Annotated in this window: 15 protein-coding genes and 1 pseudogene; 2 read left to right on the top strand and 14 right to left on the bottom strand. The window is 42.4% G+C overall.

Features of this window, described 5'->3' with window-relative positions:
* Nucleotides 1-169 precede the first annotated feature (169 nt).
* Nucleotides 170-310, top strand: coding sequence for a hypothetical protein (locus tag ACWIUE_RS08520; RefSeq protein ID WP_454136302.1), 141 nt, complete (start codon nucleotides 170-172; stop codon nucleotides 308-310).
* A 128-nt stretch (nucleotides 311-438) separates the two neighbouring features.
* Here the strand turns inward: ACWIUE_RS08520 and ACWIUE_RS08515 are convergent, their stop codons facing one another.
* From ACWIUE_RS08515 to ACWIUE_RS08470, 10 genes and pseudogenes are all read right to left on the bottom strand, one after another.
* A complete protein-coding gene (locus ACWIUE_RS08515; RefSeq protein WP_454136301.1) occupies nucleotides 439-1791 on the bottom strand; it encodes an anaerobic C4-dicarboxylate transporter in 1353 nt (450 codons plus the stop codon).
* A 17-nt stretch (nucleotides 1792-1808) separates the two neighbouring features.
* A complete protein-coding gene (locus ACWIUE_RS08510; protein WP_454136299.1) occupies nucleotides 1809-3224 on the bottom strand; it encodes an aspartate ammonia-lyase in 1416 nt (471 codons plus the stop codon).
* A gap of 428 nt (nucleotides 3225-3652) precedes the next feature.
* A complete protein-coding gene (gene trpS, locus ACWIUE_RS08505; RefSeq protein WP_454136390.1) occupies nucleotides 3653-4627 on the bottom strand; it encodes a tryptophan--tRNA ligase in 975 nt (324 codons plus the stop codon).
* Between the two features lie 549 nt (nucleotides 4628-5176).
* The gene (gene rpiB, locus ACWIUE_RS08500) at nucleotides 5177-5605 is read right to left on the bottom strand and encodes a ribose 5-phosphate isomerase B (protein ID WP_454136298.1); all 429 of its coding nucleotides are present in this window, start codon (nucleotides 5603-5605) and stop codon (nucleotides 5177-5179) included.
* 11 nt (nucleotides 5606-5616) lie between these two features.
* On the bottom strand, nucleotides 5617-6237 hold the full coding sequence (locus tag ACWIUE_RS08495; protein WP_454136389.1) for a site-2 protease family protein: 621 nt from the start codon (nucleotides 6235-6237) through the stop codon (nucleotides 5617-5619).
* Between the two features lie 531 nt (nucleotides 6238-6768).
* Nucleotides 6769-7623 (bottom strand): annotated as a pseudogene (lepB, locus tag ACWIUE_RS08490) (signal peptidase I); the annotation flags it as partial.
* Nucleotides 7610-8704, bottom strand: a complete 1095-nt coding sequence (locus ACWIUE_RS08485; RefSeq protein ID WP_454136297.1) for a bifunctional 5,10-methylenetetrahydrofolate dehydrogenase/5,10-methenyltetrahydrofolate cyclohydrolase — start codon at nucleotides 8702-8704, stop codon at nucleotides 7610-7612. The gene ACWIUE_RS08485 and the pseudogene lepB, both read right to left, overlap by 14 nt.
* 10 nt (nucleotides 8705-8714) lie before the next feature.
* On the bottom strand, nucleotides 8715-10304 hold the full coding sequence (serA, locus tag ACWIUE_RS08480; protein WP_454136296.1) for a phosphoglycerate dehydrogenase: 1590 nt from the start codon (nucleotides 10302-10304) through the stop codon (nucleotides 8715-8717).
* Nucleotides 10305-10307: 3 nt separating this feature from the next.
* Complete coding sequence (locus ACWIUE_RS08475; RefSeq protein ID WP_454136295.1) at nucleotides 10308-10808, bottom strand: hypothetical protein; 501 nt, start codon at nucleotides 10806-10808, stop codon at nucleotides 10308-10310.
* Nucleotides 10805-12478 carry a S1 RNA-binding domain-containing protein gene (locus tag ACWIUE_RS08470; protein WP_454136294.1) on the bottom strand — a complete coding sequence of 558 codons (1674 nt, stop codon included), beginning with the start codon at nucleotides 12476-12478 and terminating at the stop codon, nucleotides 10805-10807. Before ACWIUE_RS08470 ends, ACWIUE_RS08475 begins: the two co-directional genes overlap by 4 nt.
* 92 nt (nucleotides 12479-12570) lie before the next feature.
* Here ACWIUE_RS08470 and ACWIUE_RS08465 point away from each other — a divergent pair, with 92 nt between their 5' ends.
* Entirely contained in the window at nucleotides 12571-12774 is a 204-nt protein-coding gene (locus ACWIUE_RS08465; protein ID WP_454136293.1) for a hypothetical protein, read from the top strand.
* Between the two features lie 32 nt (nucleotides 12775-12806).
* Here ACWIUE_RS08465 and ACWIUE_RS08460 read toward each other — a convergent pair whose 3' ends face one another.
* Genes ACWIUE_RS08460 through ACWIUE_RS08445 form a run of 4 tightly spaced genes read right to left on the bottom strand, consistent with a single transcriptional unit; the run spans nucleotide 12807 to nucleotide 15918 of the window.
* Entirely contained in the window at nucleotides 12807-13193 is a 387-nt protein-coding gene (locus tag ACWIUE_RS08460; RefSeq protein WP_454136292.1) for a hypothetical protein, read from the bottom strand.
* The gene (gene fliS, locus ACWIUE_RS08455; RefSeq protein ID WP_454136291.1) at nucleotides 13156-13536 is read right to left on the bottom strand and encodes a flagellar export chaperone FliS; all 381 of its coding nucleotides are present in this window, start codon (nucleotides 13534-13536) and stop codon (nucleotides 13156-13158) included. The genes ACWIUE_RS08460 and fliS overlap by 38 nt, the downstream gene beginning before the upstream one ends.
* A 21-nt stretch (nucleotides 13537-13557) precedes the next feature.
* Complete coding sequence (fliD, locus tag ACWIUE_RS08450; RefSeq protein ID WP_454136290.1) at nucleotides 13558-15540, bottom strand: flagellar filament capping protein FliD; 1983 nt, start codon at nucleotides 15538-15540, stop codon at nucleotides 13558-13560.
* 3 nt (nucleotides 15541-15543) lie between these two features.
* On the bottom strand, nucleotides 15544-15918 hold the full coding sequence (locus ACWIUE_RS08445) for a flagellar protein FlaG (RefSeq protein ID WP_454136289.1): 375 nt from the start codon (nucleotides 15916-15918) through the stop codon (nucleotides 15544-15546).
* Nucleotides 15919-15964: the final 46 nt, after the last annotated feature.

Genomic DNA, 15964 nt, shown 5'->3' with positions numbered 1-15964 from the left:
AAATTTTTAAAATTACAAAACCTCCACCGCCATTACTTCGATGGTTACTTCGCTTCGCTCGTAAATCCTGCGGATTGTGATTGCGCTAACGCGAATCAGAGTGTGAAAATTTCGTCATTGCGAGAAAATCCGTAGGATTTTCGTGGCAATCTATTAGATTCTGCGAATTGTGAAAAATTTAATGGATTGCTTCGTTGTTTTCGCTACGCTCAAACTGCCTCGCAATGACGGAAAAATATCGCAGAATCTGACGAAAAACGCAGAATCTGTCCCACCCCAAACCCCTCCCGCAAGGGAGGGAAAATTTTGATTTACGAGAGATTCTGCGATTTTTAGAATTTACCTTAATTTTTCACCACTACATTAGATTTACTTTATCTACGCAACTTTCAAAATGCGCCATATATACGCAAAGCGCAAAAATCTATGTAAGCGCATTTATCCTACAAACGCCACAGCCAAAAAGCCAAATGCTACGCTAAATGCAATCGCTAGGACGCCGGGTAAGAAAAACGCGTGGTTAAAGATATATTTGCCGATTCGCGTTGAGCCTGTGTCGTCCATTTGCACCGCACCCAAAAGTGTGGGGTAAGTCGGTAGCACGAAAAGTGCGCTAACCGCTGCAAATGAAGCCACAAGCATATACGAATCGCCCGGATTTGCCGCGCTTATGCCAAGTGCTGCAATCACCACAGGCGTAATCGCCTTTGCAGTTGCTGCTTGTGAGTAAAGCAAAGTGCTAGCAAAGAAAAACGCCACCGCCAAAAGCGCGGGATAGTTTTTCACAAGGTTTGAAGCGAGTTCTTTAATGCTATCTGTGTGCCCTTCGACAAAGGTATTGCCAAGCCACGCCACACCAAATACGCACACACACGCTACCATACCGCTTTTAAAGACGCTTGAAGTCTCAGGGATTTTGCTAACATCAACTTTGCAAAATATCACTATTAGCGTCGCAATGGTTAGCATTGCGCTCATAATCGCCGCATCGCGTGGCACAATGACATTTGCAATAAGCACGGGTTCGCCACCGATTTTTGAAATCGCCGTTGCATAAAGCACCACAAAAAGCACACCTAGCAAAAACAAAAGCACTGATAGTTTCGCGCCTTTTTTAAGCTGAATGTTTTGTGCGCCTACGCTCTTTTTGACAAGCCCTTTTGCAAGTCTATCTTGATACACAGGGTCTTTGCTTAAATCCAAATTTGCAAATTTGGTTAGCAAAAACGCCGTTACCATACAACCGATAAATGTCGTAGGAATCCAAATGCCAAGTAGCAATGGATAGCTCCACCCAAGTGGCTCTAACACACCGCTCATATACACCACAGCCGCGCTCACAGGACTTGCTGTGATTGCGATTTGCGATGAAACCACTGCGATTGAAAGCGGGACAGAAGGCTTGATATTTTGCTCTTTTGCCACCTCAACGATTACAGGAATCATCGAAAACGCCGTGTGTCCTGTTCCTGCCAAAATTGTCAGCAAGTATGTTACCGTTGGCGCAAGATAGTTGATATATTTGGGATTTGAGCGCAAGATTCGCTCTGCAATCTGCACCAAATAATCCAATCCTCCCGCAATCTGCATCGCTGCAATCGCCGCAATCACCGCCATAATGATTAAAATCACATCCCAAGGAATAGCACCCGGTTTCATACCAAGCGCAAGTCCAAGAATGATAACGCCAATACCACCAGCATAGCCGATAGCTATGCCACCAAGTCGAATCCCTAAAAATATCGCGCCCAAAAGCACGACAACTTGTAAGATTACTAGTAAAACTTCCATAATACCCTCCTTTTAGGTTATGAATCTTTGCGTTTTTGCTTCATTTGAGGATTTAGCATATTTTTTGGGTTTAAGATTTTATCAATCTCATCTTTTGGCAAATATCCTCTATTTAGGCAGATTTCGCCCACAGATTTGCCACTCTCCAATGCTTCTTTTGCGATTGAAGCAGATTTTTCGTAGCCTAGCACAGGGTTAAAAGCAGTTACTATTCCAATGGAGTTTAGCACCGCTTGTTTGCAAGCCTCTGCGTTAGCTGTGAGATTTTTGATGGCTTTGTTTGCCAAAGTATTCATCGCATTTTCCAAAATCACAAGCGAATTAAATAGCGCGTAAGCGATTCCGGGCTCAACGGCATTTAGCTCAAATTCGCCTCGCTCACTGCAAAGCATTATGGTTACATCATTGCCGATTACTTCATAGCAAGCCTCTTGCACCACTTCGCAAATCACAGGATTGACTTTGCCGGGCATTATGGAGCTTCCGGGTTGCATTTTTGGCAAGTTGATTTCGCCAAGTCCGCAACGAGGACCTGAATTCATTAGCCTTAAATCATTTGCGATTTTATTTAGGCGAACGGCAGCAGTTTTCAAAGCACCGCTTACAAAAACAAAATCCGCAGTATCTTGCGTAGCAGCGATTAAATCATCGGCTGGTTTGAATTTGCCGCCTGTGATTTTGCATAGGTGTTTTTCTACGGCGTTTTTGTAGTCTGGATGGCAGTTAATGCCCGTGCCAATCGCAGTTGCGCCCATATTTAGCACTTGCATAATATCACGCGCATAGCTTAGTCGCTCCATATCGGCTTTGATATAGCTTGCAAAGGCATTAAAAGTATTGCCCAAAGTCGTAGGGACGGCGTCTTCTAACTCTGTGCGCCCCATTTTGATATAGTCTTTGTATTCTTTGCCTTTTTTTTCTAACTCTTTTTTAAGCCCTTCCATAGCTTTTAGCAAATCGCCTAATTTCGCCCAAGTTGCGACTTTGATTGAGCTAGGATAAGTGTCGTTTGTAGATTGTCCCAAATTCGTATGGTCATTTGGGTGCAAATATTGATATTCGCCCTTTTTATGCTTCATAGATTCAAGCGCGATATTTGTCAAAACTTCGTTCATATTCATATTTGTGCTTGTCCCTGCGCCACCTTGAATCATATCTACGACAAATTGTTCTGCATACTCACCAGCTATGACTTTATCTGCCGCTTTTACCAAAGCATCAGCCTTATCTGCGTCCAAAACGCCCACTTCTTTGTTTGCCAAAGTGGCTGCTTTTTTGACTTGCGCAAATGCTTTGACAAAGAATGGATAGTCCTTAAATGTCCTTCCCGTCATCTTAAAATTATCCACAGCACGGAATGTTTGCACTCCGTAATATACATTATCGGGGATTTCTAACTCGCCGATAAAATCGCGCTCTTTTCGTGTAGCCATATTGCAACTCCTTAAATTTTAGATTTGTGTAAAACACGCTAGTAATAATACCGCAAAATGCCAATTTCAATATTGACTTAAATCAAATAAATGCTTTATAGTCGATTTTTAGGAATAATTTTTAGTATGGATTAAAGTAAAAAATGGAAAATTACCTTGCGAATCTCACAAACGATAAAAGTCTAATGTTTGGCGTAAATATTGACAGCGATTTTATCAAAATTAGCATATTAAAGGCGATTCGCAGAATCTAATATATTTTCACGCTAGATTCTGCGATTTTTTGTTTGATTCGCAGAATCTGTGTTATTTATTCCGTCATTGCGAGACTTGCTTACAAGTCGTGGCAATCTATTTTTTAATTTAGATTCTGCGATTTTATAAAATTTTCGTGCGAGTCGCAGAATCTTACACCAAATTCGCAGAATCTAAAACAACCCTACCATTTTTTTTGCGCGTTCATAAGTCGCTTTTGCGATGGGGGCGACATTTTCGCGCCCTTGTTTTAAAATGTCCATCACAAAATCCCTATTTTTTTGCAAGTCGTTATAATTCTTGCGAATCGGCGTTAGCTCTGCGATTAAAAGTTCGGTAAGCGCACTTTTTAGCGCACCATAGCCTTTTCCGCTAAATTCACTCTCAATCTCAACGCGATTTTTGCCACTTAAAATCTCCACCATACAAAGCAGATTATAAAGCCCTGCGCGGGATTCATCAAAGGCGATTGTGCTTTTCGAATCCGTTACCGCGCGTTTGATTTTGCGCGAAATATCATCAGGCGAATCTAGCAAAAAGATTGCGTGATTGGGCGATTTTACGCTTTTGCTCATTTTTATGCTTGGATTGTCTAATCCCATAATCCTAGCTCTCTCGCGCACGATGAGAGGCTCTGGGATTTTAAAGCACTCGCCAAAGTCTTTGTTAAATTTCTCCGCCACATTACGCGTTAGCTCGATATGCTGTTTTTGGTCGCTCCCCACAGGCACTAAATCCGCGTCATAGAGCAAAATATCGGATGCCATAAGCGCGGGATAGTTGAAAAGCCCGACATTGATATTTTTGGCATTTTTCGCGCTTTTGTCCTTAAACTGCGTCATACGGCTCATATCGCCCATAAAAATATTGCAATCCAAAATCCACGCAAGCGCGGGGTGATAGTCGATTTCGCTTTGGATAAAGAGATTTGATTTTTTGGGGCTGATGCCACAGGCAAGTAGCATTGTGGCGAGATTTAGCGTCTCTTCGCGCAAGGTGGCGGGATTTTGGCGAATTGTGATTGCGTGAGAATTTACCACGCAAAAGATATTTTCATAAATCTCCTGATTTGCCACCCAAGTCTTAATCGCGCCAAAATAGTTGCCAATGTGAATGCTCCCTGTGGGCTGAATGCCCGAAAATACGATTTTTTTGGGGTGATTTGTAGAATTTGCGTTTTTTGTTTTGTCATTTTGAGCCGTAGGCGAAGAATCTCTTTTTAGATTCTGCGATTCTGCGATTATTTTGTCATTCTGAGATTGCGAAGCAATCGAAGAATCTCTATTTTTGAGATTTTGAGATTTTTCGCTTCGCTCAAAATGACAATTTAAAGTGCGATTCGTAGAATCTGCTAGATTCTGCGATTTGGTAGAAGTTACGAGAGATTCTGCGTTTAACGCAGAATCTAAAAAAGATTCGTGCGAAGCACCCTTAATCTCGCCCGCTTCGTGGTGCAAAAAATCGGATTCAAAGGGTGCAGTAGTGCCACCCGCCGATTTTTTGCTAGAAGCGGAGAAAGCGAGAGCCCTCCCCCTAAAAGCGAAAAAGCGGCTGCTTTTTGGCGCGTAGGGGGAGCGGGGCGGGGGGTGCAGCCCTTTTTGCGAAAAAATAAGAGACTTTAAAGTAGTGTTTGGTGTGTGTGTCGCGAAATCTGCTAGATTCTGCGATTTGGTAGAATTTGTATTCATTTTTCACCCCTACATTAGATTCACTTTATCCACGCGAATCTTATGCCGTCCGCCCTCAAACTCCGCGCTTAAAAATTTATCCACGATTTCAAGCGCGACACCGCTCCCCACCACACGCGCTCCCAAACACAGCACATTTGCGTTATTATGCGCCCTTGCAAAATGCGCCATATATTCATTTGTGCAAAGCGCGGCGCGAATGCCCTTAATTTTGTTTGCGGCGATACTCATACCAATGCCACTGCCACACACCAAAATGCCAAACGCATTTTCGCTCAAAACTTCTTTGCAAGTGAGATTCGCATAGTCTGGGTAATCCACTTTTTGCCCACTTTGCGGAAAAATGTGGATAATTTTTGAAGCCCTATTTTGCAAGTGCGCCAAAATCTCATTTGCCAAATCTAACCCCGCGTGGTCGCAACCGATAATACAAGTCATTTTGCCCTCCATTAAGCTAAAAATAGATTTATTAGCGCGTTTATGGGGATTGCCAAAAATTTCGCGCCAAAAAATAGCACCGCCATCACAATTACAATACCAAATCGCTCGATTTTGTTGAAAAATAGCGGGATTGTATCGCTTCCAAATTTTAGGCTCAAATATCCCACTGCTTGTGCGCCATCTAGCGGTGGGATGGGCAGTAGATTAAAAACGGCAAGGATTACATTATAAATCACGCAAAGTGCCAAAAAATACGCCACAATCGCGCTCAATCCCCCCTGCAACTCGCCCGTAAAAAATGCGCGTAAGATTATCGCTGCAACAAGCGCGATGAAAAGATTATATGCGATTCCAGCCAAAGAGACGGCAATCGCGCCGTTAAAATCGCCATTTTCGATAACCTTGCGAATATCCACAGGCACGGGCTTTGCCCAGCCAAACAAAAATGGCGCATTTAGCAAAAATAGCCCCAAAGGCAACAAAATAGAGCCAAAAATATCAATGTGGCGAATGGGATTTATGCTTAATCGCCCTGCGATTTTTGCGGTGGTATCGCCGTATTTTAGCGCGACAAACCCGTGCATAATCTCGTGCCCGATGATTGCGATAAGCAAAACGGCGATTTTTATGGCTAAATCAAGTGGATTGAAGTCGGGCATTTGCTACCTTAAAATCGCAGAATCTAGTGCGTTTTTTCTTACCATTGCGAGATTCTGCGAATTTTCGCTTTTTATTTCGTCATTGCAAGAAGTCGCACTTGTGGCGCCTTCGTGGCAATCCATTTTGTCATTCTGAGCGAGTGAAACGAGCGAAGAATCTTTATTTAGATTCTGTGATTCTGCGATAAAATCGCTGTTTTTTAAATTAGATTCGCTTGTTTCTTTTCGCAAAAAGGGCTGCACCCCGCTCCCGCTCCCCCCGACTATTAAATTGTGTCCCCAAAAAGCAGCCGCTTTTTCGCTTTTAGGGGGAGTGCCTCGCTTTTCCGCTTCTAGCAAAAAATCGGCGGTTGCACTACTGCAACCTTGAATCCGATTTTTTGCACCACGAAGCGGGCGAGTTTTGGGTGCTTCGCACGGATTATTTTTTTTGGATTGCTTCGTTGTTTTCGCTTCGCTCAAACTGCCTCGCAATGACGAAGTGGGGGCAGATTCTGCGTTCGCAGAATCTGCCTTTTGTGTTGCTAATTTTTCTAATCCATCTACGCCTTTAAACATTCTATTCCAGCGGATTTTGTAAGTGTGCTTTGAATCGATTTTGGATTCATCGCTGTTTGCCAAATTTAGGCTAAAATAGATAAACCACGGCGTGCCGATAATGTCGCGGTATGGCACACTACCCCAAAAGCGCGAATCCTCGCTCCCATCGCGATTGTCGCCTATCATAAAAAAGTGGTCTTCTTCGACTTTGTGATAAAAATAAATCTCGCCATTACGCGCTTCAAAGGGCTTCATCGCACTTTTATTTAAAGTATTTGCGCGAATCAAAAGCGCATTGTAAGAAATGCTCTCTTTTTTGTTGTAATGAATCCCCTTAAACTCGCGCATAAGTGGATTTTTCACAAAAATCTTGCCCATAAATTCGCGCTTTTCAAAGTCGGCGTATTTTTCGCTTATCAGCGAATCGCCTTCAACGGGGCGCAAATATAGCCCATCCTTTGCCATCACCACTTCATCGCCCTGCGTTGCAAATGTGCGCTTCACAAAATAAGTCTTTTCTAAATGTGGCGGGATAAAAATCACAATCTCCCCGCGCGTGGGGCGTTTGCCCTCTATTATGTGTCCGTTGCCACGAAAATCTGGCAAAACGGGGACTTCAATCCACGGGATTCGCGGGATTGGAATGCCGTAGGAAAATTTTTTCACAAAGAGCAAATCGCCCTCATAGAGCGTATTTACCATTGAGCGCGAGGGGATTATAAAGGCTTGTGCGACAAAAAAGATAAGAAATAGCACGATGATAATCGTCCCTGTCCAAGTGGTCGAAAATGCGTAGAGTTTTTTAAGGAAGTTCATTTTTGTCCTTTGCGGTGGGATTTGCGCTAGATTCGTGTAGGATTTGCGCACATAAAATCGTATTTTTAAGCAACATCGCAATCGTCATCGGTCCCACGCCACCGGGCACAGGCGTGATAAAACTCGCCTTTTTTGCGACAGATTTAAAATCCACATCACCTTTGATTTTGCCATCCACCTTGTTTATCCCAATATCTATCACAATCGCGCCATCTTTTATCATATTTGCCGTGATTAGATTTACCTTGCCAACGCCCACGCACACGATGTCCGCGCTTTTGGTAAAAACGCTAATGTCCTTTGTCAAAATGTGGCACACGCTAATTGTCGCCCCTACGTTTAGCATAAGCGCGGAGAGTGGTTTGCCTACGATATTGCTAGCACCAATGATGGCGACATTTTTGCCACTGACTGCGATGTCGTAGGCTTTGAGTAGCCACATAATGCCAAGTGGCGTAGCGGGAGCAAGAATGGGATTTTTTGTGTTGTTTTGTATGGATTGCTTCGTTGTGGCTTCGCCACTGCCTCGCAATGACGAATCATTTGAATCATTCGCAATTCTAGTATCTTGCGTGAGATTCGTGGGTTGCGCCGAAAAATTCGATTGAGATAAGGCTAGTCGCCTATCGAATGAGAATTTTTCAAGCTCCCGCGAAGGTCGCGTAAGAGACGAATTGCTTTGCGTTTGTGCTACTAATCGCCCTATATTATACGGGTGAAATCCATCGACATCTTTTTTCGCTTCAATCGCCTCCAAAATCGCACCCGTATCAATATGCTTTGGCAAAGGCAACTGCACCAAAATCCCGCTCACGCTTTTATCAGTATTCAAACGCGCAATTTCATCAAGCAACGATTTTTGCGCGATAAATTCATCAAACTTTATGATTTGCGATTCAATCCCCGTGCGCTCACAAGCCTTTTTTTTCATATTGACATAGCTCACTGACGCGGGATTTTCGCCTACCAAAATCACGCAGAGTTTGGGGAGAATGCCTTGTGCTTTTAGATTTGCAACTTCAAGCGCGACTTGCGCTATGATTTTTTCGCTCAAACCCTTGCCATCTAAAATCGCGCCCATAAATTCGCCCCTAAATCACCACATAGCTGACAGATAACGCCGCTTTGATTTTGCGAAGTTCGCCAAGCGTGGCATCTAATATGTCATTATCTACGATTATCATCGCTAACGCCTCGCCTTTGTTGTTGCGCCCTAGCCGAAAGTCTGCGATATTGATATTGTTTTGCTCCATAATTTTGCCTATGTTGCCGATGACGCCGGGCACATCGGTGTTTTTGAAAAGCACGATTTTGCCCTGTGGTTCGATGTCCATCGCAAAGCCGTTGATTTCTACGATTCGCAATTTGTCCTCATCAAATACGCACCCGCTAACCGCAATTTCTTCGCCTTTTGCGCTGGTGATTTTTATGGTTAGCAGATTTTTATAAATGCTTGAATCGCTCTCTTTTGTGGCGACTTCGACATTTATGCCACGCTCTTTTGCCACAAACGCCATATTTACATAATTCACGCTATCGCCAAGCGAATGTTTCAAAATCCCAAGCGTAGCAAACGCGCTCAAAGATTCGGCATAAGGCGCGATTGTGCCACTTGTGGTAATTTTTAACGAACGAATCGCGTCCTTTGCGATTTGCGAGACAAAAAAGCCAAGTTTTTGCGCTAACTCCAAATATGGATTCATAAAATTTGGCAATTCGCTCTCTTTTATAGGCAAATTTAGCGCGTTTGGATAGCTACTACCACGCGCTGATTCAACGGCGGTAGTGGCGGCTTCAAGGGCGATTTTTTCTTGTGATTCAAGTGTATTTGCGCCAATGTGGGGCGTTACATAGATATTTGGCAAATCTAAAAGCGGATTGTCAATCGCGGGTTCTTTGCTAAAAACATCTACGCCAAGCCAGCGAATCTTCCCACTCTTTGCCGAATCTATCAAATCAGCTTCATTATAAAGCCCACCGCGTGCGACATTTATGAGAATCACGCCATCTTTCATTTTGTCAATTTGGGCTTTTGTGATGATATTTTTTGTCTCATTGTTTTTTGGCGTGTGAATGGTGATAATGTCGCATTTTAGGATTTCATCTAAACTTTTGGCGCATTTCACACCTGCGTCAATCATCACAGATTCTTTGATATATGGGTCATAAGCGATTATATCCATCTCAAATGCCTTTGCGCGTTTTGCCACGCGTGAGCCGATATTGCCAAAGCCAATTACGCCTAATTTTTTGTCCTTTAACTCCGTGCCATACCAATCCTCGCGCTTCCATTTGCGCTCCACTTTTAGCTGATGATTTGCGCCGGGAAAATTGCGCACGGAGTTTATGATATGTGCCATAGTTAGCTCGACTGCCGCGATTGTGTTTGCGGTGGGGACATTCATCACAATTATGCCCTTTTTGGAGCAACCCTCAATATCGACATTATCCACGCCAACACCTGCGCGAACGATTGCTTTTAGATTGCCAACCGCGCTTAAAAACTTCTCGCCCACTTCCGTAGAACTTCGCGTAATCGCTACATCTGCGTCTTTTAGCTTCGTCAAAAGCTCATCTTTTGGGAGATTTGAGTAATCCACCATTTCAATGTCTTTTTCTTTTTGCAAAAACTCTAACCCTGCCCTATGAATATGGTCGCAAACGATAATTTTATGCTTCATTTTCTATCCTTTTGTAATGTGATATGCGATGTTATATCGCTTTAAGTCATTTAAGAGATTTTTGCGCTTTTGCGCTGAATCTAGCGAGATTTCAACCATCGCCTTTTGTTGCAAAATTTTGTAAGTAAATTTTACATTATTTGCTTTTAAAATCTCTTTTAGGCAAAAAAGTTTGTAACTATCCAAATTGCTAATTTGCAAAATATCCGTGCTTTTTGCTTCGCTTAAATCAAATGTGATAAATGCCTCTGGCGCGGGATAGCGAAAGTGTGGGATTTCTTTTTTTGCGAAAATGCCACGCCAAGATTCTGCGATTTTGTTAGATTCTGCGCTAGATTCTGCGATTTTCGCGCTAGATTCTGCGCTAGATAGATTCGCCCAATCGCCTAAAATATTTAAATCCTTCAACTCCAATCCCTTCATATACACATTTACAAGCACCGCAAATAGCACAAGCAAGGCGGTTGCGGTGATAAATAATAGCGCATTTATCAAAGAATTCATTGCATTTTATCTTTTAAAATATCTCCCAAAGTCATTTTGCCATCGTCTTTTTTGTTGTAGTTTTCGATGGCGTTTTGCTCTTTTTGGCGTGATAATTTTCGCACAGATAGGCGAATCCTACTATTATCAATATGCACGATACACGCCTCAATGCTGTCTTTTAATTTAATCTCATCTTTTTTTAACGGCGATAAATCCTCGTTTTGAATGAGCGCATCGACATTTGAGTCAATTTTCACAAACACGCCAAAGTCCTTTATTGAGACTACTTCGCCTTTGACAATCTCGCCTATTTTGTGCGTTTTGCCAAAAATGCTAGCGGGAGATTGTAGCAATGCCTTGCGCGAGAGCGAAATCTTTTCTTTTTCTCTATCGATTTTTAAGATTCTAACTTCGATTGTCTCGCCGACTTTTAGTTTATCCTTGCATTTGTCCTTTCGCTCCCACGATAAATCTTCATTGTGAAGCAATCCATCGACTTTGCCAAATCGCACAAACGCCCCAAAATCCGTGATTGTCGCCACCTCGCCACTTATTGAATCGCCCTCTTTGTATTTTTTGACAAACTGCGTAAATGGCTTATCGATGAGTTTTTTAAGCGAAACGCGAAGTCGCTTTTTTGCCGTGTCTAGCTCGATAATCTCCACATCGATTTCTTGCCCGACTTGCAAATAATCGTGCGGATTTTTGATATTTTTCTCCCACGCCATTTCTGTAATATGCAAAAATCCCTCGATATCATTGCCCGCATCGACAAACGCGCCATAATCTTTAATGCTACTTACCACCGCCTTTATCGTATATCCCACTTGCAACTGCGTGGCGATGTCCTCCCACGGGTCTTTTGTGAGTGCTTTGATGGAGAGCGAAAGTTTGGACTTTGCTTCGTCAAATTTTAGCACCTTTGCCTCCACGATGTCGCCTACTTTGTAGAGTTGCGAAGGGGTTGCGAAGTTTTTATGGCTTAGCTCACTTGCGTGAATCATACCCTCAACGCCATCAATATTCACAAAAATCCCAAAGTCAGTTACGCTAACGACTTCGCCACGCAGAATCTTATCGCCTTCCATTAGCTCTTTCATCTTTTCGCCTCTAACCTTATCGGCGATGTCAAAATACCGCTTACGCGAGATAATTACGCTATTTTCGCCAAGTTTAGTAATGCAGACTTTGATAACCTTATCGCTAAACTTCGCCTCTTTGCTGATTGCCGATTCTCTAAAAGGCAAAAAGCACTCAATCTCTTTGCCTTCATCGCTCCACTGCGCGATAAATCCGTTTTTCGCTTTGCTTAATAACCTTACTTCGATGATTTTATTTTTGAGATTTTCGCCATATTTTTTAGACACCGCTTCTAAATCATCTTTTGCTTTTAGTAGTCGCTGTGCCTTTTTATGCGAGATTCGACCGCCGCTGACAAACACCGCTAGCAAATCGCCCTTTTTGAAAAGCAACTCGCCATCTTTGCCCGTAATCTCGCTAATGTCGAGCTTTTTCTCACTTTTTTCGCCGATATCCACCATCGCAAAATCTTTATTTATCTCAACGATTTTCCCTTGCTGAATGTCGCCATCCGCGCCGTCCGCGCCCTTGCTGATTGAGTTTGTGAAGAGATTTTGCTCATCTTTGCTTAACTCGATTTTTGCTAACTCTGCCTCTGAAATTGCCATTTTTAAAAATCCTTGCTTTGCTTAAATTAAAAGTGCGTATTATACAAAATTTTTTAAAAAATATATAAATCGCACAAAGATTCTGCGAAATCGTGCTTTTTGTGCGGCGAGATTCTGCGAAATCGTGCTTTTTGTGCGGTAAGATTATGCGAAAATGGCGAGATTCTGCGCTAGATTCTGCGATTTTAGTGAGATTCTGCGTTTTTTGTGCTTTTTGTGCGGTTAGATTCTGCGATTTTTGTGCGTTTTGCAGAATCTTGCCACAAAACAGCAAAATCGCAGAATCTGCGGTTTAGATTCTGCGGTTCGTGCGACAAAATCGCAGAATCTAAAATCTCAAAAATTGCCTTTGTGTTTTTACCTTTTCCATTTTTTCGCCCAAAGTTTTTTTCTCCGCTAAAAACCACTCGCTAACTTGTGCGATTAACTCCCTTGCGCAAGTCATTTCATCCACTTTTTCAAACGATGGGAGATTTTCTACTAATTTTATTGCCTGTGCTTCATTTTTATTTACAAGTGCGATTTTTAGGGCATTTATCCAAGATTCTGCGTTTAGATTCTGCGATTTTGGATTGCCACGCTCGCTTCGCTCACTCGCAATGACGGATTTCACGCGAGATTCTGCGTTTGACGCAGAATCTTCATTAGATTCCACATTTAGATTCTGCGAATCCACCCTAAATCCCGCTATTTTGGTGGATTTCCCTCCACGCATCAAGCAACCCACGCGCGACTCTTATCACAATATCAATCTTTGCCGTGTCATTTTCCAAGTTCGCCTGTGTCAAAAATTTGATTTGCTGCATATAAAGTCCCGTTAGATAATGCGCCACTTCCCCGCCATTCTCGTAATCAAGCACATTCAAAAGTTCGGTAAAAATATCTGTAATGCGATTTATATAATAGATTTTTTTCTCGATATCGCCTGCCTCAATGCTCTTTTTTGCGAGACTACTAAATCGCAAAATCCCCTCATAAAGCATCTCTATCAACTTTTGCGGCAACTCCGTGCTTGTGTGAGTTTGCTGATATAACATATACGCATTTTGATTTGTCATTCTTGCCTCCAAAATATTTCCTTATTTGCGCTTATCGGCGATGGATTGCTCAATTAGCATATTTAGATGATTTGACGCGTTATTTGTCTTTGCGATTTGCGAGTCATACGCTGCAAAGCGATTTGCCATCGTCTCATAGCGCGAGTTTAGCAACTCTAAATTGCGTTTTCGCTCATCTTTTAGGCGTTTATCGTCATTTGTGAGATTTTCCTCAAATAATTTTAATCGCGAATCGCCAAGTCCCACTAGCGCGTCTAACTCCCGCTCCACAAGCGTAAAAACGCCTTTTCTACTTTCCTCTTTTCCTGCAATCATCACTTTGCTTTCTCTAAAAAAACTCATCGCAGATTCTGCGTCCGTGCTTAGTTCGCTTCGCAGTTTGCTTTCATCGATAAGCATTCTCCCATCGTCATTAAAACTAATGCCAAAGTTCGCCAAACTCACATTTTTGCCATTCTCAAAATATGTCATCCCAAGCGCACGGCGCAGGTTGCTTTTAATGCTTCGAATATCGCTATTTCCATTGAAAACCCCGGCGATTTTTGTATCCTCATCATAGCGCGTGAGTTCCTCTAACTTTGGAATTAGCATATTATAAGATTCTGCGAATGCCTTTATTTCATCCAAAATCATCTGCGTATTTTGCGAAATGCTGACGCTGATATTATTCTCACTTTCGCCAAAAAGTTCGAGTGTGACGCCACTTACGATATCATCTACCACATTGCTTGGGCGAGTCATCTGCACGCCATTGTATGAAAATCGCGCGTCACTTGCCTTTTGAATGTTTTTTATGCCGATATTTGCCACGCCAAAGTCTTTGTAAGTCCCGACATTTATGCCAAGTGCCTTTAATGCTTCGCTATCTTTGGGTGCTTTTATGCTAACCTCGCCTGTGGCGGAGTTTATCGCTAAAAATCCTTCCTTTGTGATTTTCGCGCTGTAACCTTCGATATTATTTATCGCCTCTAAAATCGCTTCTTTGTTAGATTCTGCGCTAGTGCCTGTGATTTTGCCAAAGTCGATGCTCTCTCCGCCGATTGTGATTTCACCGCTGATTTTCCCGCCTGTGATGGTTTTTTTAGCGATTAGCGTGTCTTTTTCATTTGCGATAAAATCTGTAAAAATCTCTCCCGCTTTTTCGCCGCCTACCGAAATTTCAAATCCTCTATTATCATTTAGCAAAATCTTTTTTCCATCACCGCTGATTGAAACGCTAATATTGCCATTTTTCACCAAATCTGCGAACTCCAAATCATTGCTTAGCGCATCTAAAATCGCCGATTTTAACGCGCTTAAATTGCCCTCCGCGCTAATATTTAGCGTCTTGTGCGCCCCGCTGCTTGTGATTAGAGTGAGATTAAAATCGCCATTTTTGAAATCTATGCTATTTATTTCTTTTGACTCCAAATTCGTCCCAAAAAATATATTAGATTCTGCGCCACTGCCTTTTGAATTTATCATCAAAGAGTAAGATTCTGCGCCACTGCCTGTTTTCATAATGCTCGCATTCACCGCGCCGTCCGTTTCATCAATGATTTTTTGTGCTACCATCTCCAAACTCTCATTTGCGCTAATTGCAATGCTGTAATCCTTCCCGCCCACGCGAAAATTTAGACTTGTATCAAATCCCGCGAAGTTATCTTCTCGTGATGAAAATTTCTTGCCAATCTCATTTACGGAGTTTTTGGCGATTTCATCGATTTTTATAGTTAGATTCTGCGGTGGGACGCCGGCGTTTGCGCTAACTTTTAACTTACTCTCATCGCTTGAAGTGGCATTCCGCCCTAAATATGTCGAGTAATCTGAGATTTTCCTAGCGTTGCTATGCAGGGCGCCAAGCATTCCTTTTAGTGCGGCAAGTTCGGTTTGTTTGGTTAGATTCTGCTGTAATTTTCTATCAATGGGCGCAACCTGCGCGTTTTCATCTGCTTTTTTTAGTTTATCGATAATGTCGTAATTTAAAACGCCACTGCCCACGCCAAGCGAACTCAAAGGATTCACGCCCTACCCTTTTGCATCAAAAATCACGCTAATAATATCGCGCATTTTTTTCATCAACTCCATCGCTTCATCGGTGGGAATTTTACGGATAATCTCCCCGCTATCGCGTTGCTTTATCGTTAGCACAAGCGATGAGATGGAGTCTTCATAATCAAACATAAGACTTGTTGTGATTGATTGCATTTCTTTATTTAAATATTGCGCTAATTCCAAAAGTTGCTTTTCTAAATCTGCCTTTTGCTCTTTTGTGAGTTCATCTAATCGCTCATTGCCGACTTTGAACTGCGTGGTTACGAGATTTGTTTTAGAAGTGTCATCATAAGTGCTTTGTTGCATAACATTATAAATTTGCGTATTTGTAACAGAATTTATCATCATAAAATCTCCGTTTGCAAAAAATATTTTTTATTATCGGTAAAAAAAG

The sequence above is a fragment of the Helicobacter sp. 23-1045 genome (genome assembly GCF_053654655.1).
This window is presented reverse-complemented; position numbering and strand designations above follow the sequence as displayed.